The following is a 24,225-nucleotide window of genomic DNA, read 5'->3' as shown; positions in this document are numbered from 1 at the left end:
CTAATCCCTGAGGCTGCGGAACCGCGCCACGTCAATGGAGGCGAAGGAATCGCTGATATGGTTGATGGCTATGCCCATAACAAACACGGCCACAAAAACGTCCAGCAGGAGGGCCAGTTCAAACCACACCGTGCCGCCTGTCATGAGCGGCACGCCCAGCAGAAAGATACCGTTTTCCGCCACCAGATAGCCGATGACCTGGGTGATGGCCTTGATGCGTCCCACAATGAGGATAAATCCGCAGAAGAGCGTTGCCAGCCCGGTGGGCAGCAGCAAGGGCGGATAAAGCCCCAGCGGCATGACCAGCTTGCCGTCCAGCCAGATGGAAAATACCAGACCGGCCATGCCTGCCAGTACGCCAAAACCCACGCGGCGGGCCGGGCAGATCAGGGCATCAGCGGGCAGCCGTTTTTGGGTGCGCCACAGCAAACCGGGCAGCAAGGCACCCTTGATCAGCAATACGGCCCCGGCCAGCAGGGCGTGGTCAAGGCTCAGCAGCAGGGCAGCCAGCAGTACGCCCTGAAAGGCAGTCAGCCGGGTCATGCCCGCAACGCGGCGTGTTCCGAGCAGCAGAAAGTTGCTTAATACCAGAAGGAAAAGACAGGATTGCAAAAGCGTGGTCATGGCAACCTCGCCTGGGTCAGAATGAGCGTGAGCATGCCCATGCCCGCTGCTGCGCCCAGCAGGTAGGGCACGCGCTCCATGCGCAGGCGGGCCATGATGGATTCCACAATGCCCACAACCACGGCCAGCAGCAGCACAATGCCAAGACTCACGCCCAGTTGTTCCCACAGGGGCAGCGCTGGAGTGATCAGGCCCGCGATCAGCGCGGCGAAAAACCACAGCTTGAGGGCCGCGCCGTAGAGTATCAGGGCCAGATTGGGGCCGGAATGGTCAAGCACCATGACCTCGTGGATCATGGTCAGTTCAAGGTGCGTGTTGGGGTCGTCCACCGGGATCCGGCAGTTTTCCACCAGCAGCAGCACAAAAAAGATCACGGGCAGGAGCAGTAGTTCGCCCTTGCCTGTCAGCCATGCCCCGGCGGTCTGCCCGCCAAACATGGTGGAGAGGCTGAAGGCTGTTTCCGTGCTGTGCCCAAGGCCGAGACACAGACTTGTGAGCACCATGAGCGCAAGAAAAAATACGGGTTCCGCAAGGGCGGAGAATGTGGCCTCGCGGCTTGCGCCCATGCCTTCAAATGCCGAGCCTGTGTCCAGCGCGCCAAGCATGACGGCAAAGCGCCCCATGCCCAGCAGATAGGCTGCCAGCACAAAGTCGCCCGCAAAGGCCAGGGGTGAAACCGCGCCGCCAAGAGGCAACAGGGCCAGCGCACAGATTGCACCTGCCAGGGATATGGAGGGGGCTGCGGCAAATATCCATGTGGATGTGCGGCTGATCACCTCGCCCTTGCGCAGCAGTTTGGCGATATCATAATACGTTTGCAGCACTGGCTTGCCGTGGCGACCGGCAAATTTGGCCTTGACCCGGTTGATGATGCCGGGCAGCAGGGGGGCCAGAATCAGGGACAGGGCAAACTGCGTAAAATAGACTGCAAGCCCGGCTTTCATGAGTGCAGCCCCCATACAAGCAGAGCCACCAGAGTGGCGAGAATATACAGAATATACAGGTGGATTTTGCCGTGCTGGATAACCTTGCAGGCATTGCACAGGTTTTCCACCGCCGTAAACAGCGGTGTAAACAGGCCGCTGCGCAAGCGATCGGGCGCGGTGACGCTCAATTGTCCGCCTTTGGGGAACAGCCCTTCATCCAGCTGCAGGCGGGTCTTGAGGCCCATGACCGGAGCAAATATCTTTGCCGTGGGTTCGGAGAAAGCCGCGTCCGTATACTGGATGCGGGCAGATCCGCCCTGAAAGCCACAACCCCATGTGGGCATGGATTCCACAGCGCGCTTTTTAAGCAGGCAGCGGCGAACAAAAAGGATAATTAGGGCCAGTCCAAGCCCGGCTCCGCCGATTTTTGCCACGGCTGCAAGGCTTGTATGCGCCTGTGCCACGCCAGCCAGACCAGCTTGCTGAAATGCCGGAGGCAAGGGCAGGGCGCTTTGCGCCGCCCCTGCTGCCAGATCAAAAAAACAGGGGGCAGCCAGACCGCCCACCAGGCACACGGCGGCGGACAGGGCAAGGGGCCAGAGTGTGCGCCAGGAAAGCGGATGCACGCTGGCGGCAAAGCCGGAACGCGGCTCGCCCAGAAAGGCGATGCCATAGGCCTTGGCGTACAGAGCTGCCGCAAGGCCGCTGATGCAGGCAAGACCCGCCAGAGCCAGCAGCAGGCCTACCTGACGCTCCACGCCAAAAAGCGCGGGGCCGTCCAGCAGGGAAAGCCCCATCACGAGTTCGCCCGCAAATCCGTTAAAAGGCGGCAGGCAGGCAATGGCCGCTGCGCCTATGGCAAAGGCCGCGCCAAGCAGGGGCAGGCGTTTTTGCAGCCCGCCCAGATGCTGCATGCGCACGGTTCCTGTGGCGTGCAGCACTTCGCCTGCGCACAGGAACAGCAGCCCCTTGAATGCAGAGTGGTTGAGCATGTGCAACAGCGCGCCGGAAAATCCCAGAACAGCAATCCACGCGTTGCCGCAGCTCTGACCAATGAGTCCCGCGCCCAGTCCCATGACCATCAGGCCCATGTTTTCCACACTGGAATAGGCGAGCAGCCTTTTGAGGTTGCTTTGGGCCGTGGCCTTTAAAATTCCCATGAGGCCCGTGGCAAGGCCCAGCAGAAGCAAGGTCCAGCCCCACCATTCAGGTGCCGCGCCCTCAGGTGCCAGCATGCCCACGCTACGGATTATGCCGTAAAATCCTGCATTGATCATGGCCCCGGAAAGCAGGGCCGAAACATGGCTTGGCGCGGCAGGGTGCGCCTCGGGCAGCCATACGTGCAGGGGCGCAAGGCCCGCTTTGGCTCCAAAACCGACCAGAGCCAGCACAAACAGAGCCGTGAGCAGGCCGGGGCCGGAATAGCCTTGCGCCTGTTCAAGCACCCGCGCAAGCACAGCCCCGCCTTGGAGGGCGTCAAGCGAAGTGTCGCCCGTGACCTGCCACAGCAGGGTAAAGAAGGCCATGAGGGCCACAGCCCCCAGATGTGCAGCCACAAGGTAGACCCATGAGGCATCGCGCACCTTGCTGTCGCCGTCATTGAAATCGATAAGAAAGAAGGGCGCCAGCGACATGATTTCCCATGCCAGCATGAACAGCACGGCATCGCGCGCGGTCATCACCAGGGCAAGGCCTATCAGCAGCATATGAAAAAAGAACCAGTGCGCCGCAAGATTGTGGCGTTCCGGTTCTTCATGCCGCAGGGCAATGCCGCCCGAGGCGGCGCAGACAAAACCCAGACCAAACACTGGCAGCAAAAACAGGCGGCTCAGGGCATCCATGCCCAGGGCGCAGGATCCCACGGGCAAGGCCAGAGGCAGATGCAAGCTCTCCTGCCCGGTCCATGGGCCGGAAGCAAGAGCGCACAAGCCAACAAAACAGCCCGCAAAGGCCCCGATAACGCCAGCCGCATTGGCCGCGCGTCCGGTTGCCTTTGAGGGCGGGCGCACGGCCAGGAGTGCGCACAGGGCGGCTGTTGCCGCCAATATGCCGATGGCCGTGATAAAAAGGAACATGACTGCCGGAATACCTACGCCAGGCCGTCTTTCAGCTGTTTTTCAAAGTAGGCGATGGTTTTTACCAGGCCTTCTTCAAGGGCGACCTTGGGTTCCCAGCCAAGCTTTTCGCGGGCCAGAGTGATATCAGGCTTGCGCTGCTTGGGGTCATCGCCGGGCAGGGGTTCGTAAGAAATCACGGACTTGCTGCCGGTCATTTCCACAACCTTTTCTGCCAGTTCGCGGATGGTGAACTCGCCGGGGTTGCCCATGTTCATGGGGCCCACAAAATCATCGGGCGAAGCCATGAAGCGGATCATGCATTCCACAAGATCATCCACATAGCAGAAAGAGCGGGTCTGGGAGCCATCGCCGTAAATAGTGATGGCTTCGCCCTTGAGCGCCTGAATGATGAAGTTGGAGACCACGCGGCCATCGTTGGGGTGCATCTTGGGCCCGTAGGTATTGAAGATGCGTCCCACCTTGATGGGCAGGCCGCCTTGACGCCAATAGGCAAAGAACAGGGCTTCGGCGCAGCGCTTGCCTTCATCGTAGCAGGAGCGGATGCCGTTGGGGTTCACATGGCCCCAGTAGCTTTCCTGCTGCGGATGTATCTCGGGGTCGCCGTACACTTCGCTGGTGGATGCCTGATAAATACGCGCGCCAAGCCTCTTGGCCAGCCCCAGCATATTGATGGCGCCGTGAACGCAGGTCTTGATGGTCTGCACCGGGTCGTGCTGATAATGGATGGGCGAAGCCGGGCAGGCCAGATTGTAAATTTCATCCACCTCTACATAGAGGGGAAATGTCACGTCGTGGCGGATAAGCTCAAACCTGCGGTTATCCATGAGCGCTTCTACGTTGGCGCGTGCGCTGGAAAAGAAATTGTCCACGCAGAGCACTTCGTGCCCTTCGTTGAGCAGGCGTTCGCACAGTTGCGAACCCAAAAAGCCGGAACCGCCGGTGACAAGAATGCGCTTGCGGAGATGCATGATTCCCCCGAAAAAAGTATAGGAAACCAGTAAAAACTGGCAAATCCCCCAAAGCATAGCCCCATTGTCCGGGCTTTGCAATGGCGGTTGGGTACGGGGGTGTCTGCTGGCCGGGACTTGCCCCTTGCCTTTCGCCTGCGCCCGTTGCTATGTATCGGCCGCGAGGTAAACCATGTCGAAAAAATCAGCCGTCCGCATTGATCCCCTGACTCTGGCCCTGCCCCTTGCCGGGGTGGACAGCCACGCGCACCTTGATGGTCAGGAATTTGATGCGGATCGCGATGCCGTGCTTGAACGCGCCCGCGCGGCAGGCTTAGCCCAGGTGGGCAACGTTTTTTTGGGGCCGGAAGAATACCATGCCCGCCGGGCTTATTTTGATGCCCACCCCGAAGTGTTTTTTCTTATGGGCGTGCACCCGTGTGACGGGCAGAACTGCACGCAGGAACGTCTTGCCGCCATGCGCGCCGCCTTTGACGCGGACTCCCGGCTCAAGGCCGTGGGCGAAATCGGTCTGGATTTTTACTGGCCGGATTGCCCGAGGGAAATCCAGTATCAGGCCCTGCGCGATCAGCTTGCTCTGGCGCGCGCCGTGGAACGTCCGGTGGTCATTCACTGCCGCGATGCAGAGGAAGAAACACTCATGACGCTGGAGGCCGAGGGCTTTGCCGGGTATCCCCTCCTGTGGCACTGCTTTGGTCAGGGGCCGGAAATTGCACGGCGCATCTTGGGCAACGGCTGGCACATCTCCATTCCCGGCCCGGTCACCTACAAGGCCAATGAGGCCCTGCGTGAGGCTGTAGCTCTTATTCCCGCCGACCGTCTGCTGCTGGAAACCGACGCCCCCTATCTTGCCCCACTGCCGTGGCGGGGCAAGCGCAACGAGCCGTCCTATACGGTGTTTACCGTTCGGGCCATGGCCGAAGCGCGGGGAGAAAAACCCGAAGATCTCTGGCGTACCTGCGGCAACAATGCCCGCCGGTTTTTTGGACTGCCAGCGCAGGAATGATGCTGTGTTAGCCCCTGACAGTCCCGCCCGCGCGGCTGCCCTTGCACGGGTATGTTCTTGTGTCCACATGGCAGAAGTGATACCATGTCCAAAGCCGCTCGAAACGGTGGCTTGGTAATGTTTTTGATAAATATTTTCGGTGTTTGTTCGCGCTTGGTCCGGCTTGCCGCAGCGCATTGCAGCGGCAGGGCAGCCTTGACGCGTCCTCTATAGCGTCAGCGCAAGCTGTTTGCCCAACTTCAAGGAGATTCCATGTCGGATCTGCGTACCCCCCTCACTGCCTGGCACGAGGCGCATGGCGCAAAAATGGCCCCTTTTGCCGGGTGGGTTATGCCCATCCAGTATGAGGGTATTATTGTCGAGCATCAGCACACCCGCCAGCATGCAGGTCTTTTTGACATCTGCCACATGGGCGAGTTTCTTATTGAAGGCCCCGGCGCAGACGAAGCCCTGAGCAAGGCCGTGAGCCACAACCTCCAGACCCTTGCCCCCGGCAAGTGCCGCTACGGCTTTTTGCTCAACGAAAAGGGCGGTGTGCTGGACGACGGCATCATCTACCGCTTCGGCCCTGATTCCTTCATGGCCGTGGTCAACGCCGCCTGCGCCGCCAACGACTTCGCCGTGCTGCGCGCCCGCCTGCCCCAAAGCGTCAAGATGACCGACATTTCCGCAGCAACCGGCAAGATCGACCTCCAGGGGCCGGAATCCCTGGATGTGCTCGAAAAGCTGCTGGGCCAGAATTTTCATGATCTCGGTTACTTCGGCTTTCGCGAAACCACCTGGCAGGGCACGCCCCTGCTGGTGAGCCGCACCGGCTACACCGGTGAGCTGGGCTACGAACTGTACATTGAGAGCTCCGTGACCGAGGCTTTCTGGAGCGCCCTGCTGGCTGACGAACGCGTCAAGCCCATAGGCCTTGGCGCGCGCGATACCTTGCGCCTTGAGGCTGGCCTGCCTTTGTACGGGCACGATCTGGACGAAAATCACAGCCCCGCCGAAGCCGGTATGGGCCGCATGATGACCAGCACCGCCGACTATGTGGGCCGCGAAGGCGCGCAGAGCATTGCCGAAGTGCTGGTGCCCCTGCGTATTGACGGCCGCCGCGCCGCCCGTCACGGCGACGTGGTCGCCCTTGCTGACGGTACGGAAGTGGGCCACGTGACCAGCGGTTCGTTTGCGCCCTCGCTGGGCTATGTGATTGCCTTTGCCTGGGTGAAGGCCGCGCATGCCGGAGCCGAGAATTTTGTGGTTCGCGCCGCCAGAACGGAACTGCCCGCCGCGCGGGTTGAAGCGCCGTTCTACACTGAAGGCACCGCGCGTAAAAAACTGGCCTGATACGGTCGTTGACCTGTGGGGGCCGCATCGCACGGCATACCCCGCAAGACAGCGTAATTTTTATAACGATTGAACCCAATTTTTCAGGAGTTTGCACATGGCTACCAATCCCGCCGATGTTCTGTACAGCACCAGCCACGAATGGACCCGCATTGAAGGGGACGAGGCCGTCATCGGCATCACCAGCTTTGCTCAGGAATCCCTTGGCGATATCACCTACGTGGAACTGCCCCCCGTGGGCGACCAGCTTTCTGAAGACAAGGAATTCGGCTCTGTGGAATCGGTCAAGGCCGCCAGCGATCTGATTTCTCCCGTTACGGGCGAAGTGATAGCCGTGAACGAAGCTCTGGAAAACACCCCCGAGCTTTGCAACAGCGATCCCTTTGGCGAGGGCTGGATTGTGCGCGTCAAGCTGGCCCACAAGCCCGGCGGTCTGCTGGACGCGGTGGCTTACGAGGCTCATTGCGCCACCGAAAAGCATTAAACAGGGTAACGCGGACTTGCGGCTTTTTTGCCCCCTGCCTGCGTCTGGCTTGCTTGGTGCGGCGCTCATGTATGTCTGAATACACTTCGCGCCGCCCAAACGCGCCATCCTTGGCAGGAAACAAAAATTCCCGCAACTCCACGTTACCCTTGTATGATTTTGGGCTGCCTGCGCGCTGGCAAACTTTTGCACCGAGTGTGTAAAACAGCCTGAAGTTTTTTCTTTCGCACCGGCTGGAGCAGCGTCGTACAACGGCGGGTTCCAGCCGGAGTCCCTTTCACAGCGGCTGCCGTCGCACAAGCGGTACAACGTGTCCGGCGGCAAGGAGCTAGTATGCCATACATTCCCCATACGCCGGAAGAGTTGCATGAAATGCTCTCCGTAGTTGGTGTGCGCAGTCTGGATGAGCTTTTTTCCGACATCCCCTCCAGCATGCGCCCCCAGAGCTTTGATCTGCCCAAGGGGCAGAGCGAAGCCGCCGTCTGCGGACACCTTGAAGAGCTGGCAGCCAAAAACTGCCCCGGTCATGTGTCCTTTCTCGGCGCAGGCTTTTATAACCACGACATTCCCAAGGCTGTGGACGCACTTTCTGGCCGCAGCGAATTTTACACCGCCTATACGCCCTATCAGGCAGAATGCTCGCAAGGCACCTTGCAGGCCATTTTTGAATTCCAGACCGCCGTCAGCCGCCTGATGGAAATGGATTGTGGCAATGCCTCCGTGTATGACGGCGGCACCGCCATTTTTGAAGCCGCCATGATGGCTGTGCGCTCCACGCGCCGCCGCGTGCTGGTGGTAGACGAAACCGTCAACCCCATCTGGCGCTCCATGCTGGATGCCTATGTTTCCAGCCTTGATCTGGAAATCAAGACCGTACCCCAGCAGAATGGTTGCAGCGACATGGATGCCCTCATGGCAGCCGCCGACACTACGTGCGCTGCCGTTATTGTGCAGAATCCCAATTTCTTCGGCGCGGTGGCGGACTACACGGCCCTGTTTGCCAAGGCCCGTTCCAACAAGGCCTTTGGCGTCATCTCCGTGTATCCGGTCATGCAGTCCGTGCTCAAAACCCCTGGCGAAATGGGGGCTGACGTGGCCGTGGCCGAAGGCCAGAGCCTTGGCATGAACCTCTCATTCGGCGGCCCTTACCTCGGGCTCATGGCCTGCCGCAAGGAACACATCCGCCAGTTCCCTGGCCGCATTGTGGGCCGCACCACCGATGTGGACGGCAAGACCGGCTACGTGCTGACCCTGCAAGCCCGCGAGCAGCACATCCGCCGCGCCAAGGCCACCTCCAACATCTGCTCCAATCAGGCTCTCTGCGCCCTGCGCTCGCTCATCCACATGAGCCTGCTTGGCCCGCAGGGCCTCACCCGGGTGGCCGAAAACAACATGGCACTTGCCCGCTACGCCGTTGAGCGCCTCACAGCCCTCAAGGGCGTGGACCTGCTCAACAGCGCCCCCTACGGCTCGGAAGTGGCCCTGCGCCTGCCCATGCCCGCTGCTGAAGTGGTCAAGGCCATGACGCAGAAGGGTGTTGTGCCCGGTTATCCGCTGGGCCATCATTATCCTGGCATGGAAAACGTGCTGCTGCTCTCGTGCACCGAGGCCAACAACCGCACCCAGATAGACAAGCTGGCCGAAATCATGGGAGGTCTGCTGTGAAAACCATTTTCGCCAAATCCGTTTCTGGGCGCACTGCCTACTGCCTGAACAGCTCTGCCCCCAAGGCTGAGGCCATGTTGCCCGCAGACCTGCTGCGCAAAAAGGCTCCCCGTCTGCCCGAATGCTCGGAACTGGACGTGGTGCGCCACTTCACCCAGCTCTCGCAGCTCAACTACAGCGTGGACGCCAATTTTTATCCCCTTGGCTCCTGCACCATGAAGTACAACCCCAAGTTCATGGAATATGTGGCGGCGCTGCCGGGTTTTACCCACCTGCACCCCATGATGGCCCAGCTTGAGGGCGGTGCCGACTGCGCCCAGGGCGCGCTGGAATGCCTGTATGAAGCCGAAAATCTGCTCTGCGAACTCACGGGCATGAAGGCCTTTACCTTCCAGCCCATGGCCGGGGCCAACGGCGAATTCACCGGCGTCAAGCTCATTGCCGCCTATCACAAGGCCAAGGGACGCAACCGCAAAAAGATGCTCATTCCCGATGCGGCCCACGGCACCAACCCTGCCTCCGCCGCCCTTGCCGGATTTGACACCATCAACATCGAATCGCGCGACGGCATGGTGGATCCCGAAGCCATCGTGGCGGCCATTGCCGAACACGGCGAGGATGTGGCGGGCCTCATGATGACCTGCCCCAACACCCTCGGCCTCATGGAAGTGCACCTGCCCCGCATCGTGGCCGAGCTGCGCAAGGTCGACGCCCTGCTGTACTACGACGGCGCGAACATGAACGCCATCATGGGCAAAATGCGCATGGGCGATGTGGGCTTTGACGTGGTGCACCTCAACGTGCACAAAACTCTTGCCACCCCGCACGGCGGCGGCGGCCCCGGCGCTGGCCCCGTGGGCGTCACTGACCGTCTGCTGCCCTTTATGCCCGCCCCGCGCGTGGCAAAGCACCCTGACGGGCGTTTCTTCCTTGATTACAATCTGCCGCAGACCATCGGCCCCATCGGCCCCTTCTATGGCAGCTTTGGTGTGGTTATCAAAGCCCTGGCCTACATGCTGCGCCTCGGGGGCGAAGGCCTCACTCGCGCATCTGAATATGCTGTGCTCAACGCCAACTACCTCAAGAAAAAGCTTGAGAACGTGCTGGAGATTCCCTTCAAGGATCGCTTCTGCGCGCACGAATTCGTAGCGTCCGCACCGCAGGGTCTGCGCGCTCTGGATATCGCCAAGGCCTTGCTGCAACGTGGCATCCATGCGCCCACCATCTACTTCCCGCTTATCGTGCACGAGTGCCTCATGGCCGAACCCACGGAGACGGAAAGCAAGGAAACCCTAGACGGTTACGTTGAAGCCCTGAAGGAGATCGTCCTCACGGGCAAGGCTGATCCGCAGTCCCTTCAGGAACTGCCCACCAATCTGCCCGTGCGTCGTCTGGACGAAACCGCCGCCGCGCGTCAGATGGTGCTGACGGAAGATATGGGGTAGAGATAATTGGGGGCAGGGGGCTTTTTGTAAAAAGCCCCAAACCCCCATCCCGCAAAAACTTTTATTACGGGCCTTGGCTGACGCTGAGGCCTGTCTTTTTTGTTATCGGGTTGAGGCGAAATTTTTTTGTTTGAATGCCCTTTGAGTGCGATATTCCGCCCTCAGGTGGAGTTTGGGACGTCTGCGCGTCCAGAGATCATGCTTATTTTTGCTGCCCTTCGGACATGGGGTTCCGCCGTCCGGCGGAGTTTGGGACGCCTGCGCGGCGCGCGGCAAGGTGGGGCCGGTTATGGGGCTACGCCCCCTTCTCGGCCCCCCTTGCATCCCCCCCGAAGCACCCCTTTGGGAAAGGTTTCCAATTGTCGTTAGGTGGCGAGGGCAATGCGGCTGTAGCTGTGGGAGCTTCCTTCCCTCGCTCCGCTCGTTCAGGTGATCTCCCTCCGCGCCGCGTAAATGCCATAGTCCGTTTTCGCTTTGGATGATTTTCCGTTTCAGCCGGATACCATTGTACAGTTACTGGTTCAGGTGCTGGCTTTGTATCATTTTTAGTAACTTGTGGGCGTTTGGTGATCACTGAACTGTTAGGTCTATAACTTTTTGTCCACTGTTTTTTGAAATACGTAGACGAAAAAAAGCTCTTGGGATGACCATGCATAGTCCAGATAACAAAAGAAGCGCTTTTTTCACTTTTACTTTATTTTCGGTAAATCTGTGCTCCATTCAACCGTAATCAGACGAATACCTCGCGAGTTGTATAGATATTCTTCGTCATCAGGAGCTGGTCGTGAAGTCGCCTTCCTTAGACTCGCCGGAGCGTAGCGGAGGCGATGGTTAGTGTTGGGCGAATTTGCAAAATACGGTTTTAGCGGTCTGAAAAGGAAGCGCCGGGATTTTGAGCGCAGCGTACTCATGTACGTGAGCATCAAAATCCCGGCGCTGACGCATTCAGGCCGTAAAAGTCGGGTTTGCGTAAATCAGCCTGACAGGCTCACCCACACCCATCATAAAGGAAACATACCTGAGTGAATTTTCAGGCCATCTCCTCCACAACACCCGCAGCCAGCACGCGGCCTTCTTCGTCATAAACCGCTGCCACCTGACCGGGAGCCGTGGGAAACTGCGGCTCAGCCAGCACTATACGTAGACACGCATCCTCAACCTGCACGTTCGCCGGGCATGGCCGCTGCCGATGCCGCAGCCGTACAAGCAGCGTGTCAGGCCAAAGATGAGGCGGCAATGCGATATTAGCTGGCCCGGTCACGCAGGTGCGTATACCCAGCAAAGCACGCGGCCCAACCACAAGGGTGTTGCTCGCGCTATCCTTGGTCAGCACAAAAAGCGGCTCAGTATGGGCAATGCCAAGGCCCTTGCGCTGGCCTTCCGTATAGCGCCAAAGCCCTTTGTGTTGGGCAATTTCGCGCTTGTTGCCCGCCGCGTCCAGCAATAGAACAGGCCCCGGTCCCGGCGCGATGGTGCCAGCCGCCTGCCAGTGCCGTTCCAGAAAGGGGCGGTAAGCCTCGGCAGCCGATATGCCAGCCTGCGCTCTGGGCGGGGCAAAACAGATATCCTGACTCTCTGACGGCAGGGGAACAGCCAGCCCTGCTGCCGCCACAATGGCGCGAGTTTGCTCTTTGTTCTGTCCGTAAAGCGGAAACAGGGCGCTGTTCAGCCGTTGACGCGGCACGAGACTGAGAAAATAGCTTTGATCCTTGGCGGCGTCCACAGCGGCGGCAAGCAGGGGATAGGTTTCGAAAGTTTCACCTTCGCCCGCAGCTGTTGGCGCGTCCGGGCCGGGAACAAGACGGGCGTAATGCCCGGTGGCAAGCTTGTCCGCACCGAGAGCAAGTGCGGTATCGAGCAGCACGCCAAACTTGATGGCCCGGTTGCAGTAGGCGCAGGGGTTGGGTGTGCGGCCCTGTGCGTAGGCTGCGGCAAAGGGACCCAGCACTTCGCGCTGAAAGGCTGCGCGCAGGTCTGCCACATGCAGGGGAACCCCAAGCGTGGCGCAAGCTTCGGCCAGTCCTGCGGGGGCAATGGTTGGGCCGTCTGGCAAAAAAAGACCGTGCAGGGCCAATACTTGATAGCCCGCATTGTGCAGCATAACCACTGCGCACAGGCTGTCTACGCCGCCGCTTACGGCAACGGCCACGGTAAGGCTGTGTGGGTGTGGGGCGTTCATGGGCTTTGGTCACTCCCTTGCTGTTGTCGCCGTTGAGGGCGAGGCTGCTGGTGCAACTCATAAGGGATGGAGGGAATGAGGGCGGGGGGAGGCATGGCAGGAGGGGCCTTTGCCCGCAAAGGCCCCTCCTGAGCAAAAGCGGACTACAGAATCTGATTCAGAAACTGCCGCAGGCGCGGATGGCGGGGGGCAGTGAAAAGCATTTCAGGCTTGCCCATTTCCACAATCTGGCCCTGATCCATAAAGATGAGGCGGTCGGCGACAGTGCGCGCAAAGCCCATTTCATGGGTTACGCAAACCATGGTCATGCCTTCTTCTGCCAGCTTCACCATAACGTCCAGCACTTCGCCCACCATTTCGGGGTCAAGGGCTGAGGTGGGTTCGTCAAAGAGCATGATGGAGGGCTGCATGGCCAGAGCGCGCGCAATGGCAACACGCTGCTGCTGTCCGCCCGAAAGCATGGCAGGGTAAACATTGGCCTTGTCGCTGATGCCTACCTTTTTGAGCAGACCCAGAGCGCGGGCATCGGCTTCTTCGCGAGACAGCTTGCGCAGGTGGCGCGGGGCAAGAGTGAGGTTTTCCAGTACCGTCTTGTGCGGAAAAAGATTGAACTGCTGGAAAACCATGCCCAGGTTCTGGCGCATCTCGTTGATGTTGTTCTCATCGCTCTGGATATCCTGCCCCTGAACAATAATGCTGCCCTGGTCGATCTGTTCCAGCCTGTTGATGGAGCGCAGCAGGGTGGACTTGCCGGAGCCGGAAGGGCCGATAATGACCACACGTTCGCCGGGAGCAATATCCAGGCTTACATCCTGCAAGGCAGGCAGCGAGCCAAAGTACTTCCAGACGTGATTGATGGAGATAATTGGGGCGGCGCTATTTTCCGTCATAGTAGTTCAGCCTGGATTCCATGATGCTCACAGCCTTGGAGAGCACAAGGGTGATAATGAGATAAATGATTGCCACCATGGTGTAGGTTTCAAAATACAGATAGGTGGTGCCCACAAAGCTGCGCGCGCGCTGCATGATGTCCGGCACGGCCATGATGGATACAAGCGAGGTATCCTTGAGCATGGCGATGCATTCGTTGCCAACGGGGGGCAGAATGGTGCGCATGGCCTGGGGCAGCACCACAAGGCGCATGGTCTGGTAGCGGTTGAAGCCCAGCGAGCGCGCGGCTTCCGTCTGGCCCTTGTTGATGGCCGTGATGCCCGCGCGGAACACTTCGCCCATATAGGCGCCGTAGCAAAAGCTGATGGCAACCACTGCAGAGGTAACGCCGCTCACCTGCACAAAGCGCGAGAGGGCGTAGTAGATGTAAAATATCTGCACCAGCAGAGGGATGCCGCGTATCACTTCCACATAGGTGGAGGCGATGAGATTTATGAGGCGGTTGTCTGAAATGCGGCCAAGCCCCGTGAGCAGCCCCAGCGGCACTGCGCAACAGATGGAAAGCATGGTGATCCTGAATGTGATCAGTACGCCGTCCGGCAGGTAAAGCAGAATGCGCAGGTATGGCTCGGGCCAGATCGTGCAGAGGGTAAACAGGGTGCCGAGCGCGCCCACCAGGGCGATAGACCATGCGTTTATCAGGCGCCATTCACGTGGGTCGGGGATGGACGCGCCATCCGTGACCATAATGATGTTGCCTTTGCTTCCATCTTTTTTATCGTGCATCGCAGTCCTTCATGACAAGGCGTTTGAGGCTGGCAGCAGGCAACGGCTGGGCCGTGCCGGGGTGCCGTGGGTTATAACGGGCTGGCCCTGTGGTGTAAGGGATTGCCCTGGTTTATGCAATGGCTTCCGGGCAAAAGCCCGGAAGCCACCAAAATATCACGAAAAAAAGCAAACTACTTGGAGGCGCCCATCCACTTCTGGAGCAACTGGGCTTCCACGCCGGAAGCTTTCACATCCTTGATGCCCTTGTTCAGCTTTTCCACCAGGTCCTTGCGGCCCTTGCGCACGGTAAAGCCGTAGTATTCCTTTTCTTCGGTCTTGAAAGAAATGTTCAGCTTGCCAGCGGTGTCGGCCTTTTTGTTGACGTAGTAGAGCGCAACCGGATCATCGCAGATCACGGCGTCAAGGCGACCGCCCAGCATGTCCTGAATGGCCAGGCCCACGTCGTCGTATTCCTTGAGGTCAACAGTCACGCCAGCCTTGCGGATAACAAACACGCCGGTGGTGCCGATCTGGCCGCCGACCTTCTTGCCCTTGAGGTCAGCCAGGCTCTTGATGCTCTTGCCAGCGGGCAGCACCACGGCCTGTGCAACTTCATAATAGGGATCAGAGAAGTCAAACTGCTTCTGACGTTCTTCAGTGATAGTGGTGGCGGCAGCCACGATGTCGTACTGTCCTGTGGCTACGCCACCGAAAATGCCGTCCCAGGCGATGTTGCGCACATCAACCTCAAAACCGGCGGCCTTGCCAACGGCAGTGATGAAGTCCACATCAAAGCCAATGGGCTGCTTGTTGGCGTCCAGCATTTCCATGGGGGGCCAGGTGCAGTCAGTGGCCACAATGAATTTTTCAGCAGCCATGGCTTGGCTGCACAAAAGAGAAACGGCAACCAGGGCCAGCAACAGACGACGGATCATGTCCACTCCTTAAAATACGGCGGGGCGCCCAGGACAAGCCCGAACGCCCCGCGAAAACGGAACGTTAGTTGGATTTACCAAGCCACTTTTCAGCAATTTTGCGGTCTTCGCCAGAAGCCTTCACAGCGGCAATGCCCTTGTTCAGCTTTTCCACGAGGTCCTTGCGGCCTTTGCGGACGGTGAAGCCATAGTATTCCTTTTCGTCGGCCTTGAACGAAATGTTCAGTTTGCCAGCGGTGTCAGGCTTTTTGTTCACATAGTACATGGCAACCGGATCATCGCAGATAACGGCGTCAAGACGGCCGCCCACGAGGTCCTGAATAGCCAGGCCCACATCGTCATATTCCTTGATGTCCGCGCTGGCATTGGCCTTGCGCATGACAAAGATGCCGGTGGTGCCGATCTGGCCGCCGACCTTCTTGCCCTTGAGGTCGGCCAGAGTCTTGATGCTCTTGCCAGCGGGCAGCACCACGGCCTGAACCACTTCATAGTAAGGAGCGGAGAAGTCAAACTGCTTTTCACGTTCGGGGGTGATAGTCACCGAGGAAGCCACGATGTCGTACTGTCCGGTGGCCACACCGCCAAAAATGCCGTCCCACGCGATGTTGCGCACTTCAACCTCAAAGCCGGCGGCCTTGGCCATGGCGCGGAGGTAGTCGGTGGAGAAGCCTTCAGGCTGTTTGTTGGCGTCCAGCATTTCCATGGGGGGCCATGTGCAGTCGCTGGCAACAATGAATTTTTCGGCGGCAGCCGCCGGCCCGCAGAGCAGGGCAAGGGTAATCAGGGCAAGAATAACACGGCGAAACATAGGACCTCCTAACCAGGTTTTATGATTCAGGCCCGCCGCTGTATGCGTCATGGGGGACGCCTGCGCCGTAAACAAGTGGCCGTAATCACTGAAAACGGCAACAGGCTGCGGCGGTCCGTGGTTCGCCGGTAAGCGCGGGGTGCACCAGTAGGGCGGGCTACCAACCAGAAAAGAGCGTCTCACTTTTTAGCGTTGGCGGCTCCCGGCGTCAAGCGCTTCGGGCCGTTGGTCTGACAGATTGCGGGTAGTTACCACGCATTTCCGGGGGCTGGGCCTTCGTCTTCATCGTCAGGGGTTTTTTCAGGGGCGGGCGGCGCGGCATGCGCGGTGCGGGCAATGGGTGGTGTGGGCGCTACAGGGATGGGCTGGTCGTCCACCTCATCGGCGCGCTCGTCGCGCAGGGCCTGCTGCAAAAACCAGTCTTCGCGGATGCGCCAGGATGCCGCAGCCGTGTATGCGGGCGAAGAATAGCCCACAGAAAGCACCAGGGTGCGGCGGGCGTGTTCCTGCAAGCGGATGAGCAGGGGGGTAAAGTCCGCATCGCCGGAAAGAATGATGAATTCATCAAAGTGGGTGGAGTGCGAGAGGTCGTCCATGCAGTCCATCACCAGATGGATATCGGTACTGGTCTTGCCGCGGGTGGTCAGCGGCGGGCAGTCCACCACCTGGAATGCGCTGCGGATGAAGGGATTGCGGTATTCCTGATAGCGCTGGGGGTTCAGGTAGCACATACGTTTAAGGATGCGGCGGCGTACGCCTTCGCCGTACAGAATGCGTAGCGCATGGTTTTCAATCCAGCGCACCCACCGGTATGGAACAGAGCCAAAGGCCCTGGCCGCCTCGGGGTCAATTTCAAGAAAGCGGGTGTAAATATTGTCGAAGTCAACGTAAAGTGCACTGAATACTTCGTCAAAACCGGTAAATCTGGCCATATTGTACCTCAATGGTGAAATAATTTATCGCAAAAGTATATTTTGCCTGTTTCCCTAATGCAAGGACTTTACTGCTACTTGAATTTACGCCCGTCAACGGATACATCTTGCGCCATAATCTGTATCCAAACAAAGGGCGCATGAGCTGTGCTGAATATATTTAATGAAGCAAAAAACCGGGGATTGCACGTGCGGGAGCGCCTGCTTTGCGCACTGCGCAATCCGTCTGATGTGCAGTGGAGCCGTTGTCTTTTCTGGTCGTTCTGGATTTCGCTGGCCTCCTTTCCCATAGGGTACGGCGCGCGTGAGGTTTTGCCAGTAATCTGCTTTGTTTTTCTGTTGCTCTATTATCGCTACAGCTGGACAGAAAGCGTTTTGCACAGGCTTGATGCGCGTCCGCTTTTTTATTGCCTGTGGGCCATGATCTGCATTGGCGTGTTTTTTTCAGAACACATATGGACTTCGCTTCTCCACGCGGGCACAGGCATCAACAAGGGTTTTATTTTGCCGTTTATCGGCATGGAATGCGTGCGGAGCGAAAAAGACCTGCGCCGCCTTGTGTGGGCCTGCGTGCTGGCCTGCTTCTGGGAAGGGCTGGACGGCCTGCACCAGGCGCTGACCGGCACGGATTTCATCATGGGCTACGCCCTTAATGCGGGCAGGCTCACGGGGAGCCTCGGCGATTATACTGTGGGCAACTACATAGCCCTGGCGCTCATTCCTGCCTTTTCCCTCTGGTTTATCCTGCGCCGTGCCCTCACGCCTGCGGCTTCGGCCCTGCTGTGGTTTGCAACGCTCTGGCCCGCGTTTTTCCTGCTGATTGGCGCAAGCAGCCGTAGCGGTGCGCTGGCTGTAGCTGTTTCTTTTGGGTTGTGGGTGCTGCTGCGCGGGGGCCGTGGACGCTTCAAGCTTGCCGTGGGCTCGTTGGGCATTCTGCTGGCTGTGCTCGTATTACAGGGCCGGGCCGGGCTGGGCGCGGTGGAGAGCGATGGCCGCTGGAGCCTGTGGCATCTGGCATGGCAGGTGTTTTGCGAACATCCCTGGCTGGGAGCCGGAGCGGGCCGTTATAACGAGGCCTTCCGCGCGCTCGGCCTTGCGCCTGAAAAAGACGTTATCACCATCAGCCATCCGCACAACCTTTATCTGGATATGCTGTACGCGCACGGCATTGTTGGCTTTGTGCTGGGCATGATTTTTTTGCTGGGCTTCATCTGGTGGGGCTACAAGCGTATACGCCCGCGCCTGCTGGCAGAGCTTGAAAGCAAAAGCCCCAGCATCTACTGGCGCATGACCGCCTGGTTCTGGATCGGTTTTGGCGGCTGGCTGGTCAACGGCATCTTTGGGCATGATTTTTACCGCATCTGGTGGCTGGGGCTTGCCATGAGCCACCTTGGGGTCATGATCGGGGCTGTGGTCAACGGTCTGGATGCCGCCCCCGAAGATCTGGCCGATCAGGCACGTCAGGATGAGGCCGCAGCGGTGGGCAAAACTTTTTTTTAAAGAGCCCCATACGAGCAAAAGAGAATGCGGTTACGCGTACAATGTGCGCGTAACCGCAAAACTTTTCTACACGCCTTTTGGGCGAGTCTTACTGATCGGTAAAGTCTTCCGCGCTGGTCTGCTGCCCGCCATGCGAGCGCAGCATTTCAAGCGCCTGTTCCTTGGTGAGCACTCGGCCCACGCATCGGGCGTGCTGGCGCTTGTTTTCAGGGCAATAGCCCATCTGCACGCAGCTTGGGCCTGCACCGGCAAAGAGGTCGGGCGCGGCCTTGCGGCTGAGGCGCAGCATCTGCCACGCCAGATGGCGTATTTCGTGCTGTGCATTGCGGCAGCAGCGGATGGCAAACCAGTCGAGCAGGGCGTGGGCGTTCATGCCGATGATGGCCTTGAATTCCGTGGCCTGTGGCTTCAGGTAGCGCAAATCTTCTTCTGGCAGACCCGCGTCAAGGCCTGCATCATACCACTGCCGTGAAATGTCAGCCAGATCGTGCCCACTGAGGGTTGCCGTGTGCCCGTCGGGCAGGGTCACCTGCGCGGAAAATTCGGCCACGCTGCGCGGATACACCACGGAATAGCGGCGCTTGCCGCCCAGTTCCGCCCGTCCGGATTTGATGAGGTATGAGGCCAGCCGCTTGCGCACAAGCTGGGTTTCGGTAACGCGCGAATAGCCTTCAACACCAAAGAGAAAAAAGTCGAACTCAAGCGCGGCCCTGTGGCCGGAATCGAGAATATTCTGCACTATCTGGCGCGAGTAGGGCGAGGCCACAATTTCTTCCAGCTCGCGCTCGCTGCGCACAAATCGGGCGGCGATATCCGTATAGATTTTTCCGCCGCCTGCCAGCAGCACAACCTTGCCGTTGCCAGTGTATTTTTCGTCAAGCATGGATCCTCCGCCTCACATCTAGAGCATTTAACACTTGAAATGCCCGCTTACGGCAGGCAAAGCCTGCCCGCGCTCATTTCGTGGCAAGGATTTTCCTGAAAATCCTTGCAGAGCAGTTAACGCACTTCATGCGTTAACTGCTCTCAGGTCTGTAAAAGAGAGGCAGACTATAGGGCAAAGCGCCTCTGCGGGCAAGGTTGCGGGCTGTGCCGCGCAAAGCGCGGATAAACCGAAAAAGTCCCGCCCTGCGCGGGTATTTGGGGCGGCATCTTGACATGGCACGGGCAACACGCCAGAGTGACGAAGTTTTTTGAAATGCCGCCGCCGGATGACCTTTCATAGGCTGAAAACCGCGCAGGCCGCAGATATTTGCAGAAACTCAGCATGAAGAAGGAGATCGCATGAGCCAGCATTCCGCCCCCTACGGCATTCCTGACAGCAAGGGCTTTTTTGGGGCCTACGGCGGGCAGTTCGTACCCGAGCCTCTCAAGGCCCGTCTGGACGAAGTGGCCGGAGCCATGAAGGCCGCCGAGGCGGATCCGTCCTTCCAGAAAGAGCTGGATTATCTTTGCTCCCACTACACGGGGCGGCCCAATCCGGTATTCCACTGCGCCAATCTGAGCCGTCACCTTGGCGGTGCGCAGATATGGCTCAAGCGCGAAGACCTCAACCATCTGGGCGCGCACAAGATCAACAATACCCTTGGGCAGTGCCTGCTGGCAAAACGCATGGGCAAGAAGCGCGTTATTGCAGAAACCGGTGCAGGCCAGCACGGTGTTGCCACTGCGGCCACAGCGGCTCTGATGGGGCTGGAATGCACCATCTGCATGGGTGAAGTGGATATTGAGCGCCAGCACCTCAATGTTATCCGCATGGAGATGCTCGGCTCGCGCGTTGTGGCGGCCAAGAGTGGTCAGCGTACCCTTAAGGAAGCCGTGGACGAAGCCTTGGGCATGTGGATTGAAGATCCGGAAATGTTCTATGTGCTCGGCTCTGCCGTTGGCCCCCATCCGTACCCCTATATGGTGCGCGTTTTTCAGTCGGTGGTGGGGCGCGAGGCCCGCGCCCAGATGCTGGCCGAAACTGGCCGCCTGCCCAACGCCTGCCTTGGCTGCGTAGGCGGCGGTTCCAACGCCATTGGCCTGTTTGCGGGTTTTCTTGACGATACGGACGTGCGCCTTTTGGGCGTGGAACCCGGCGGTCGCGGCAACAGCTACGGCGAGCATGCCGCATCCCTCTGCCTGGGCGAACCCGGCGTCATGCACGGTTTCAATTCCTACATGATCAAGGACCCTGCGGGCGAGGCGGGCGAAGTGTATTCCATTTCCGCCGGGCTTGATTATCCCTCAGTGGGGCCGGAACACGCACTGCTCAAGGATATGGGCCGCGCCGAATACGTCAGCGTGACAGACAAGGAAGCCCTGGACGCATTTTTTGCCCTTTCGCGGCATGAAGGCATCATCCCGGCGCTGGAATCTTCCCACGCGCTGGCCCACGCCATGAAGATGGCCCCCGGCATGCCTGGGGACAGCATTTTGCTGGTGAACCTCTCTGGCCGTGGCGACAAGGACGTGGCCCAGGTTGCCGAAATGATGCAGAAGGGTCTGATTTAGGGCAATTCTTAAAATTGCTCTGGCGGCTGCGGAAGCAGACGCCCGCCAGTTTTGCAGGAGGAGCGCGGGGGATGGAAGCCTTTTGGCTTTTTCCCCCGCACTTGCTTTTTTTCTTTAACTCCCCATTCTTTTGTCATGCAGAAGCCCGAATCATCCAGCATTCCCCTTACTCCTGGCGTTTACCTGTACAAGGACGCCAAGGGCCGCATTATCTATGTGGGCAAGGCGCGTGTACTGCGCCGCCGGGTGCTCTCCTATTTTCGGCCAGAAGGCCTGCCAGCCAAGACGCGGGCCATGCTTTCGCATGCCGAGAGCATCGAGTACCTGACCACCACCACGGAAAAAGAGGCCCTGCTGCTGGAAGCCAGTTGCATCAAAAAGCACAGGCCGCACTACAATATCGTGCTGCGCGACGACAAGCAGTACGTGCTTTTTCGCATCAATCCAAAGCATCCCTTTCCCCGGCTGGAAATCGTGCGGCAGGCGCGGCGGGACGGCGCGCGTTACTTTGGCCCGTTCACGTCCGCTCTGGCGGCGCGCGAAACGTGGAAACTCATCCATCGGGCCTTTGCCCTGCGGCGCTGCACCGACAAGGCCATGAAAAACCGTGTGCGCCCCTGCCTGTATCATTTTATGGGGCAATGCCCCGCGCCCTGCATGGGCATGGTGACATCGCAGGAATATAACGAAAACGTGCGCAAGGTGACGGATCTGCTCCAGGGGCGTTCCGCCGAGCTGCTTGGCGGGCTACGCGCCGCCATGGAACAGGCCGCCGAAGAACTGGAATTTGAAAGGGCCGCCAGCCTGCGCGATCAGATACGCGCTGTGGAAAGCACTGTTGAACGGCAGGCCGCCGTGCTGCCCGGCGGTGGCGACATGGACGTGGTGGGCCTGTTCTCTGCGGATAAGGGGTTGGCGCTGGGGCTTATCTTTGTGCGCAACGGGGCCGTGACGGACGGTCGGGCTTTTTACTGGTCGGGCCTGACCTTTGAAGACGCGCCGGAGCTTTTGTGGTCGTTCATGGGGCAGTATTATAGTCAGGCCACGCCGCCCCCGCGTATCCTGCTGCCCTGGATTCCCGCCGATCAGGAAGAGGAGCAGGGAGCAGAGGGCGACAAGGCAACTGATGAAAACATTCAGGCAGGTGAAAACGGCGCATCGACCCGCGAGACGCTGGAGCAGACTCTTGCCGATCGCCGGGGCGGAGCCGTGCGCATTGTGCCGCCGCAAAATGCGGGGGACAACCAGCTCATAGACCTTGCGCAGTCCAACGCGCGGGAGGAAGCCCGCCGTCAGGAACAGAAAACGGATCAGAACATTCTGGAGCGTCTGGCGAAAGCTCTGCACCTGCCCGGCCCGCCCATGCGCATTGAATGCGTGGACGTGTCCCACACCGGCGGGCAGCAGACCCGCGTCGGCATGGTTGTTTTTGAGGACGGCAAGCCCGAACGTTCGCAGTACCGGGCCTATGCCATGCCTGACAGCGGGGATGACTACGCAACCCTGTATGCATGGGTGGCGCGCAGGCTTGAGAGCGGCCCGCCGTGGCCGGATTTGCTGCTCATAGACGGCGGGCGCGGGCAACTCGGCTCCGTGCAGCGCGCCCTGCGCGAGGCAGGGCAGGAAGACCTGTTTGCCCTCGCGGCCATTGCCAAGGCCAGGGATGAGGAAGGCCATGCCGACCGCCGCGCGGGCAATGTGGCTGACAGAATTTTTGTGCCCAACCGCGCAAATCCGTTGCCCCTGCGCGAGGGCGGCCCGGAACTGCTGTTTTTGCAGAACGTGCGCGATAATACCCACCGTTTTGCCATTGGCCGACACCGCCGGGCGCGTCAAGGTGCAGCCCTGTCTGGCGAGCTGATGCGTCTGCCGGGCATCGGCCCTGCCACGGCGCGTTTGCTCTGGGACAACTTTGGTAGTGTTGAGGCCATGCGGGCCGCAGGTGTGGATGATTTGTGCAAGATTCCTGGCATCGGCCCTGCCAAGGCCGCTCTGCTGCGCGAAAAGCTGCGCGGTCTGGATTGATTGCCGCCGTGCAAGCTGGCGACTGCTCACAAAAAAAAAGCCCCGAAAGGGGCTTTTTGCATATATGAGCGCGCGACGGCGAGGGGTGTTATTTGCCCCAGAGCAGCATCAGGGGATGCGCAGGCTGGAGCTCTTCAATGGGGATTTCCACCTTCTGCGCGCCAGCCATGCCAGGGGCCACCTGATAGGGCTGAAAGTTGATGCGTATGCCCGAGGGCGTCAGGGTCAGGCTGGCGAAGTTTTCCGGCACGGGATTAAGGCCTGTGCGCAGGTACTGCTCCTGGCGCATGCCGCCGAGGCGCTGGAAAAGCTCCCTGCGCGACCATGCGGACATGATGGCAAGGGCCGCGTCCGGATCTTCAAAAATATCCACCAGCCCCAGGCGCTGGCCTGTCAGCAGGCTGTAGTTCAGGGTCATGATGTCCAGATTGCCCTGTGCGCCGCCCGTGTACGTCCAGACTTCAAAGGTGATGCTCAGCGCCTTGTCCGAAGGATGGCTTAGAGAATAGGAACACCACAGTTCAGGAACGGGGCGGTTTTCATCCGGGTACAGACCGGGCGAATTGAAGGTTTCTTCAAAGGCGTCGGCTATGCCAGTGGCCCATTCGCGGATATTGGCGTCCACTGCGCGGATGCCGACCGAGGGATAGCTGAGATTGATATCCGGTTTGTCTTCCCGGTTGGTGCGCACGATCTGGTGTTCAATGATGCCAGGGCGGCGAGAACCGGAAATGATGGCTGCCGCGGTTTTCTTGTCGGCTTTTTCCACTGCTGCCGGCGCTGGTGCGGCATCTGCCGCGACAGGAGTGTCCGCTACGGCAGGGCTGTCTTTGTCCACATTAGTCGGGTGCTGAGGGGGCTGGCCTGAACCCGCATTGGGGTCGGCAGCGGCCAGCGAAGTGGGCGGCGCGTCCGCGGAATCCTTGCGGGCCGGTATTATTTTAATGCCCTGAACAGGAGTTTCAGCTTTCAGTGACCCCGCTGCCTGCACTTCGGGCAGACGGGCGGCAAGGGCGGCTTGCGCGCATGCCAGCAGCGGCAAAAGCAGAAGCAGAAAAAAGACTAGGCGGGGCATATTCATCCATTGTAGCGGTCAGAAAATCTGACCGACGGGGTTTTGCGGCAAAGCCCGCATGTGCTGGCACAGGAACACATGCGGG

20 protein-coding genes are annotated in these 24,225 nt (G+C 59.4%); 8 read left to right on the top strand and 12 right to left on the bottom strand.

What is annotated here, in order from left to right; translation table 11 throughout:
• From RDK48_RS13570 to RDK48_RS13555, 4 genes are read right to left on the bottom strand one after another with little or no spacing between them, the layout of a single operon-like run.
• Complete coding sequence (locus tag RDK48_RS13570) at window positions 1–624, bottom strand: hydrogenase-4 component E (RefSeq protein WP_298995633.1); 624 nt, start codon at window positions 622–624, stop codon at window positions 1–3.
• Window positions 621–1,568 (bottom strand): respiratory chain complex I subunit 1 family protein, encoded by a 948-nt coding sequence (locus tag RDK48_RS13565; protein WP_298995631.1) that lies wholly within the window; start codon window positions 1,566–1,568, stop codon window positions 621–623. The genes RDK48_RS13570 and RDK48_RS13565 overlap by 4 nt, the downstream gene beginning before the upstream one ends.
• Complete coding sequence (locus RDK48_RS13560; RefSeq protein ID WP_298995629.1) at window positions 1,565–3,625, bottom strand: proton-conducting transporter membrane subunit; 2,061 nt, start codon at window positions 3,623–3,625, stop codon at window positions 1,565–1,567. Before RDK48_RS13560 ends, RDK48_RS13565 begins: the two co-directional genes overlap by 4 nt.
• 14 nt (window positions 3,626–3,639) lie before the next feature.
• Window positions 3,640–4,596 carry a UDP-glucuronic acid decarboxylase family protein gene (locus tag RDK48_RS13555; protein WP_298995627.1) on the bottom strand — a complete coding sequence of 319 codons (957 nt, stop codon included), beginning with the start codon at window positions 4,594–4,596 and terminating at the stop codon, window positions 3,640–3,642.
• Window positions 4,597–4,768: 172 nt separating this feature from the next.
• On the opposite strand from RDK48_RS13555, the gene RDK48_RS13550 reads away from it, so the two are divergent.
• The 5 genes from RDK48_RS13550 (at window position 4,769) to gcvPB (ending at window position 10,531) form a co-directional block, all read left to right on the top strand.
• Window positions 4,769–5,602 (top strand): TatD family hydrolase, encoded by an 834-nt coding sequence (locus RDK48_RS13550; protein ID WP_298995624.1) that lies wholly within the window; start codon window positions 4,769–4,771, stop codon window positions 5,600–5,602.
• Between the two features lie 252 nt (window positions 5,603–5,854).
• The gene (gcvT, locus tag RDK48_RS13545) at window positions 5,855–6,937 is read left to right on the top strand and encodes a glycine cleavage system aminomethyltransferase GcvT (RefSeq protein ID WP_298995621.1); all 1,083 of its coding nucleotides are present in this window, start codon (window positions 5,855–5,857) and stop codon (window positions 6,935–6,937) included.
• A 97-nt stretch (window positions 6,938–7,034) separates the two neighbouring features.
• Window positions 7,035–7,421, top strand: coding sequence for a glycine cleavage system protein GcvH (gcvH, locus tag RDK48_RS13540; protein ID WP_298995619.1), 387 nt, complete (start codon window positions 7,035–7,037; stop codon window positions 7,419–7,421).
• A gap of 333 nt (window positions 7,422–7,754) precedes the next feature.
• Window positions 7,755–9,086 (top strand): aminomethyl-transferring glycine dehydrogenase subunit GcvPA, encoded by a 1,332-nt coding sequence (gcvPA, locus tag RDK48_RS13535; protein WP_298995591.1) that lies wholly within the window; start codon window positions 7,755–7,757, stop codon window positions 9,084–9,086.
• Window positions 9,083–10,531 carry an aminomethyl-transferring glycine dehydrogenase subunit GcvPB gene (gcvPB, locus tag RDK48_RS13530; RefSeq protein ID WP_298995588.1) on the top strand — a complete coding sequence of 483 codons (1,449 nt, stop codon included), beginning with the start codon at window positions 9,083–9,085 and terminating at the stop codon, window positions 10,529–10,531. Before gcvPA ends, gcvPB begins: the two co-directional genes overlap by 4 nt.
• Window positions 10,532–11,561: 1,030 nt before the next feature.
• On the opposite strand, the gene RDK48_RS13525 is transcribed toward gcvPB, so the two are convergent.
• The 6 genes from RDK48_RS13525 to RDK48_RS13500 form a co-directional block, all read right to left on the bottom strand.
• Window positions 11,562–12,710 (bottom strand): MnmA/TRMU family protein, encoded by a 1,149-nt coding sequence (locus tag RDK48_RS13525; protein ID WP_298994806.1) that lies wholly within the window; start codon window positions 12,708–12,710, stop codon window positions 11,562–11,564.
• Between the two features lie 143 nt (window positions 12,711–12,853).
• Window positions 12,854–13,600 carry an amino acid ABC transporter ATP-binding protein gene (locus RDK48_RS13520; protein ID WP_022659603.1) on the bottom strand — a complete coding sequence of 249 codons (747 nt, stop codon included), beginning with the start codon at window positions 13,598–13,600 and terminating at the stop codon, window positions 12,854–12,856.
• Window positions 13,587–14,387, bottom strand: coding sequence for an amino acid ABC transporter permease (locus tag RDK48_RS13515; RefSeq protein WP_298994808.1), 801 nt, complete (start codon window positions 14,385–14,387; stop codon window positions 13,587–13,589). The genes RDK48_RS13520 and RDK48_RS13515 overlap by 14 nt, the downstream gene beginning before the upstream one ends.
• 173 nt (window positions 14,388–14,560) lie before the next feature.
• Window positions 14,561–15,304 carry a basic amino acid ABC transporter substrate-binding protein gene (locus tag RDK48_RS13510; RefSeq protein WP_298994810.1) on the bottom strand — a complete coding sequence of 248 codons (744 nt, stop codon included), beginning with the start codon at window positions 15,302–15,304 and terminating at the stop codon, window positions 14,561–14,563.
• Window positions 15,305–15,368: 64 nt separating this feature from the next.
• Window positions 15,369–16,112, bottom strand: a complete 744-nt coding sequence (locus RDK48_RS13505) for a basic amino acid ABC transporter substrate-binding protein (RefSeq protein WP_298994812.1) — start codon at window positions 16,110–16,112, stop codon at window positions 15,369–15,371.
• 248 nt (window positions 16,113–16,360) lie between these two features.
• Window positions 16,361–17,044 (bottom strand): NYN domain-containing protein, encoded by a 684-nt coding sequence (locus tag RDK48_RS13500; protein WP_298994813.1) that lies wholly within the window; start codon window positions 17,042–17,044, stop codon window positions 16,361–16,363.
• Window positions 17,045–17,191: 147 nt separating this feature from the next.
• On the opposite strand from RDK48_RS13500, the gene RDK48_RS13495 reads away from it, so the two are divergent.
• A complete protein-coding gene (locus tag RDK48_RS13495) occupies window positions 17,192–18,544 on the top strand; it encodes an O-antigen ligase (protein WP_298994815.1) in 1,353 nt (450 codons plus the stop codon).
• 88 nt (window positions 18,545–18,632) lie between these two features.
• Here RDK48_RS13495 and RDK48_RS13490 read toward each other — a convergent pair whose 3' ends face one another.
• A complete protein-coding gene (locus RDK48_RS13490; RefSeq protein WP_298994816.1) occupies window positions 18,633–19,427 on the bottom strand; it encodes an FAD-dependent thymidylate synthase in 795 nt (264 codons plus the stop codon).
• 401 nt (window positions 19,428–19,828) lie between these two features.
• Here RDK48_RS13490 and trpB point away from each other — a divergent pair, with 401 nt between their 5' ends.
• Complete coding sequence (gene trpB, locus RDK48_RS13485) at window positions 19,829–21,040, top strand: tryptophan synthase subunit beta (RefSeq protein ID WP_298994818.1); 1,212 nt, start codon at window positions 19,829–19,831, stop codon at window positions 21,038–21,040.
• Between the two features lie 135 nt (window positions 21,041–21,175).
• On the top strand, window positions 21,176–23,065 hold the full coding sequence (gene uvrC / locus RDK48_RS13480; RefSeq protein ID WP_298994824.1) for an excinuclease ABC subunit UvrC: 1,890 nt from the start codon (window positions 21,176–21,178) through the stop codon (window positions 23,063–23,065).
• An 88-nt stretch (window positions 23,066–23,153) separates the two neighbouring features.
• Here uvrC and RDK48_RS13475 read toward each other — a convergent pair whose 3' ends face one another.
• Window positions 23,154–24,140, bottom strand: a complete 987-nt coding sequence (locus RDK48_RS13475; protein ID WP_298994827.1) for a DUF3298 and DUF4163 domain-containing protein — start codon at window positions 24,138–24,140, stop codon at window positions 23,154–23,156.
• Between the last annotated feature and the right edge of the window lie 85 nt (window positions 24,141–24,225).

This window comes from uncultured Desulfovibrio sp., assembly GCF_902477725.1.
In the GTDB taxonomy this organism is placed as follows: domain Bacteria; phylum Desulfobacterota; class Desulfovibrionia; order Desulfovibrionales; family Desulfovibrionaceae; genus Desulfovibrio.
The sequence above is the reverse complement of the archived record's forward strand: the minus strand, read 5'-3'. Positions and strand labels throughout refer to the sequence as shown.

Excerpts from the sequence above, each read along its gene's own strand:
- gcvPA (WP_298995591.1), top strand. The coding sequence starts at position 7,755 with ATGCCATACATTCCCCATACGCCGGAAGAGTTGCATGAAATGCTCTCC.
- RDK48_RS13565 (WP_298995631.1), bottom strand. The coding sequence starts at position 1,568 with ATGAAAGCCGGGCTTGCAGTCTATTTTACGCAGTTTGCCCTGTCCCTG.
- trpB (WP_298994818.1), top strand. The coding sequence starts at position 19,829 with ATGAGCCAGCATTCCGCCCCCTACGGCATTCCTGACAGCAAGGGCTTT.
- RDK48_RS13550 (WP_298995624.1), top strand. The coding sequence starts at position 4,769 with ATGTCGAAAAAATCAGCCGTCCGCATTGATCCCCTGACTCTGGCCCTG.
- RDK48_RS13505 (WP_298994812.1), bottom strand. The coding sequence starts at position 16,112 with ATGTTTCGCCGTGTTATTCTTGCCCTGATTACCCTTGCCCTGCTCTGC.
- RDK48_RS13510 (WP_298994810.1), bottom strand. The coding sequence starts at position 15,304 with ATGATCCGTCGTCTGTTGCTGGCCCTGGTTGCCGTTTCTCTTTTGTGC.
- RDK48_RS13490 (WP_298994816.1), bottom strand. The coding sequence starts at position 19,427 with ATGCTTGACGAAAAATACACTGGCAACGGCAAGGTTGTGCTGCTGGCA.
- gcvT (WP_298995621.1), top strand. The coding sequence starts at position 5,855 with ATGTCGGATCTGCGTACCCCCCTCACTGCCTGGCACGAGGCGCATGGC.
- RDK48_RS13570 (WP_298995633.1), bottom strand. The coding sequence starts at position 624 with ATGACCACGCTTTTGCAATCCTGTCTTTTCCTTCTGGTATTAAGCAAC.
- uvrC (WP_298994824.1), top strand. The coding sequence starts at position 21,176 with ATGCAGAAGCCCGAATCATCCAGCATTCCCCTTACTCCTGGCGTTTAC.
- RDK48_RS13475 (WP_298994827.1), bottom strand. The coding sequence starts at position 24,140 with ATGCCCCGCCTAGTCTTTTTTCTGCTTCTGCTTTTGCCGCTGCTGGCA.
- RDK48_RS13500 (WP_298994813.1), bottom strand. The coding sequence starts at position 17,044 with ATGGCCAGATTTACCGGTTTTGACGAAGTATTCAGTGCACTTTACGTT.
- RDK48_RS13515 (WP_298994808.1), bottom strand. The coding sequence starts at position 14,387 with ATGCACGATAAAAAAGATGGAAGCAAAGGCAACATCATTATGGTCACG.
- RDK48_RS13525 (WP_298994806.1), bottom strand. The coding sequence starts at position 12,710 with ATGAACGCCCCACACCCACACAGCCTTACCGTGGCCGTTGCCGTAAGC.
- RDK48_RS13560 (WP_298995629.1), bottom strand. The coding sequence starts at position 3,625 with ATGTTCCTTTTTATCACGGCCATCGGCATATTGGCGGCAACAGCCGCC.
- RDK48_RS13555 (WP_298995627.1), bottom strand. The coding sequence starts at position 4,596 with ATGCATCTCCGCAAGCGCATTCTTGTCACCGGCGGTTCCGGCTTTTTG.
- RDK48_RS13520 (WP_022659603.1), bottom strand. The coding sequence starts at position 13,600 with ATGACGGAAAATAGCGCCGCCCCAATTATCTCCATCAATCACGTCTGG.
- gcvH (WP_298995619.1), top strand. The coding sequence starts at position 7,035 with ATGGCTACCAATCCCGCCGATGTTCTGTACAGCACCAGCCACGAATGG.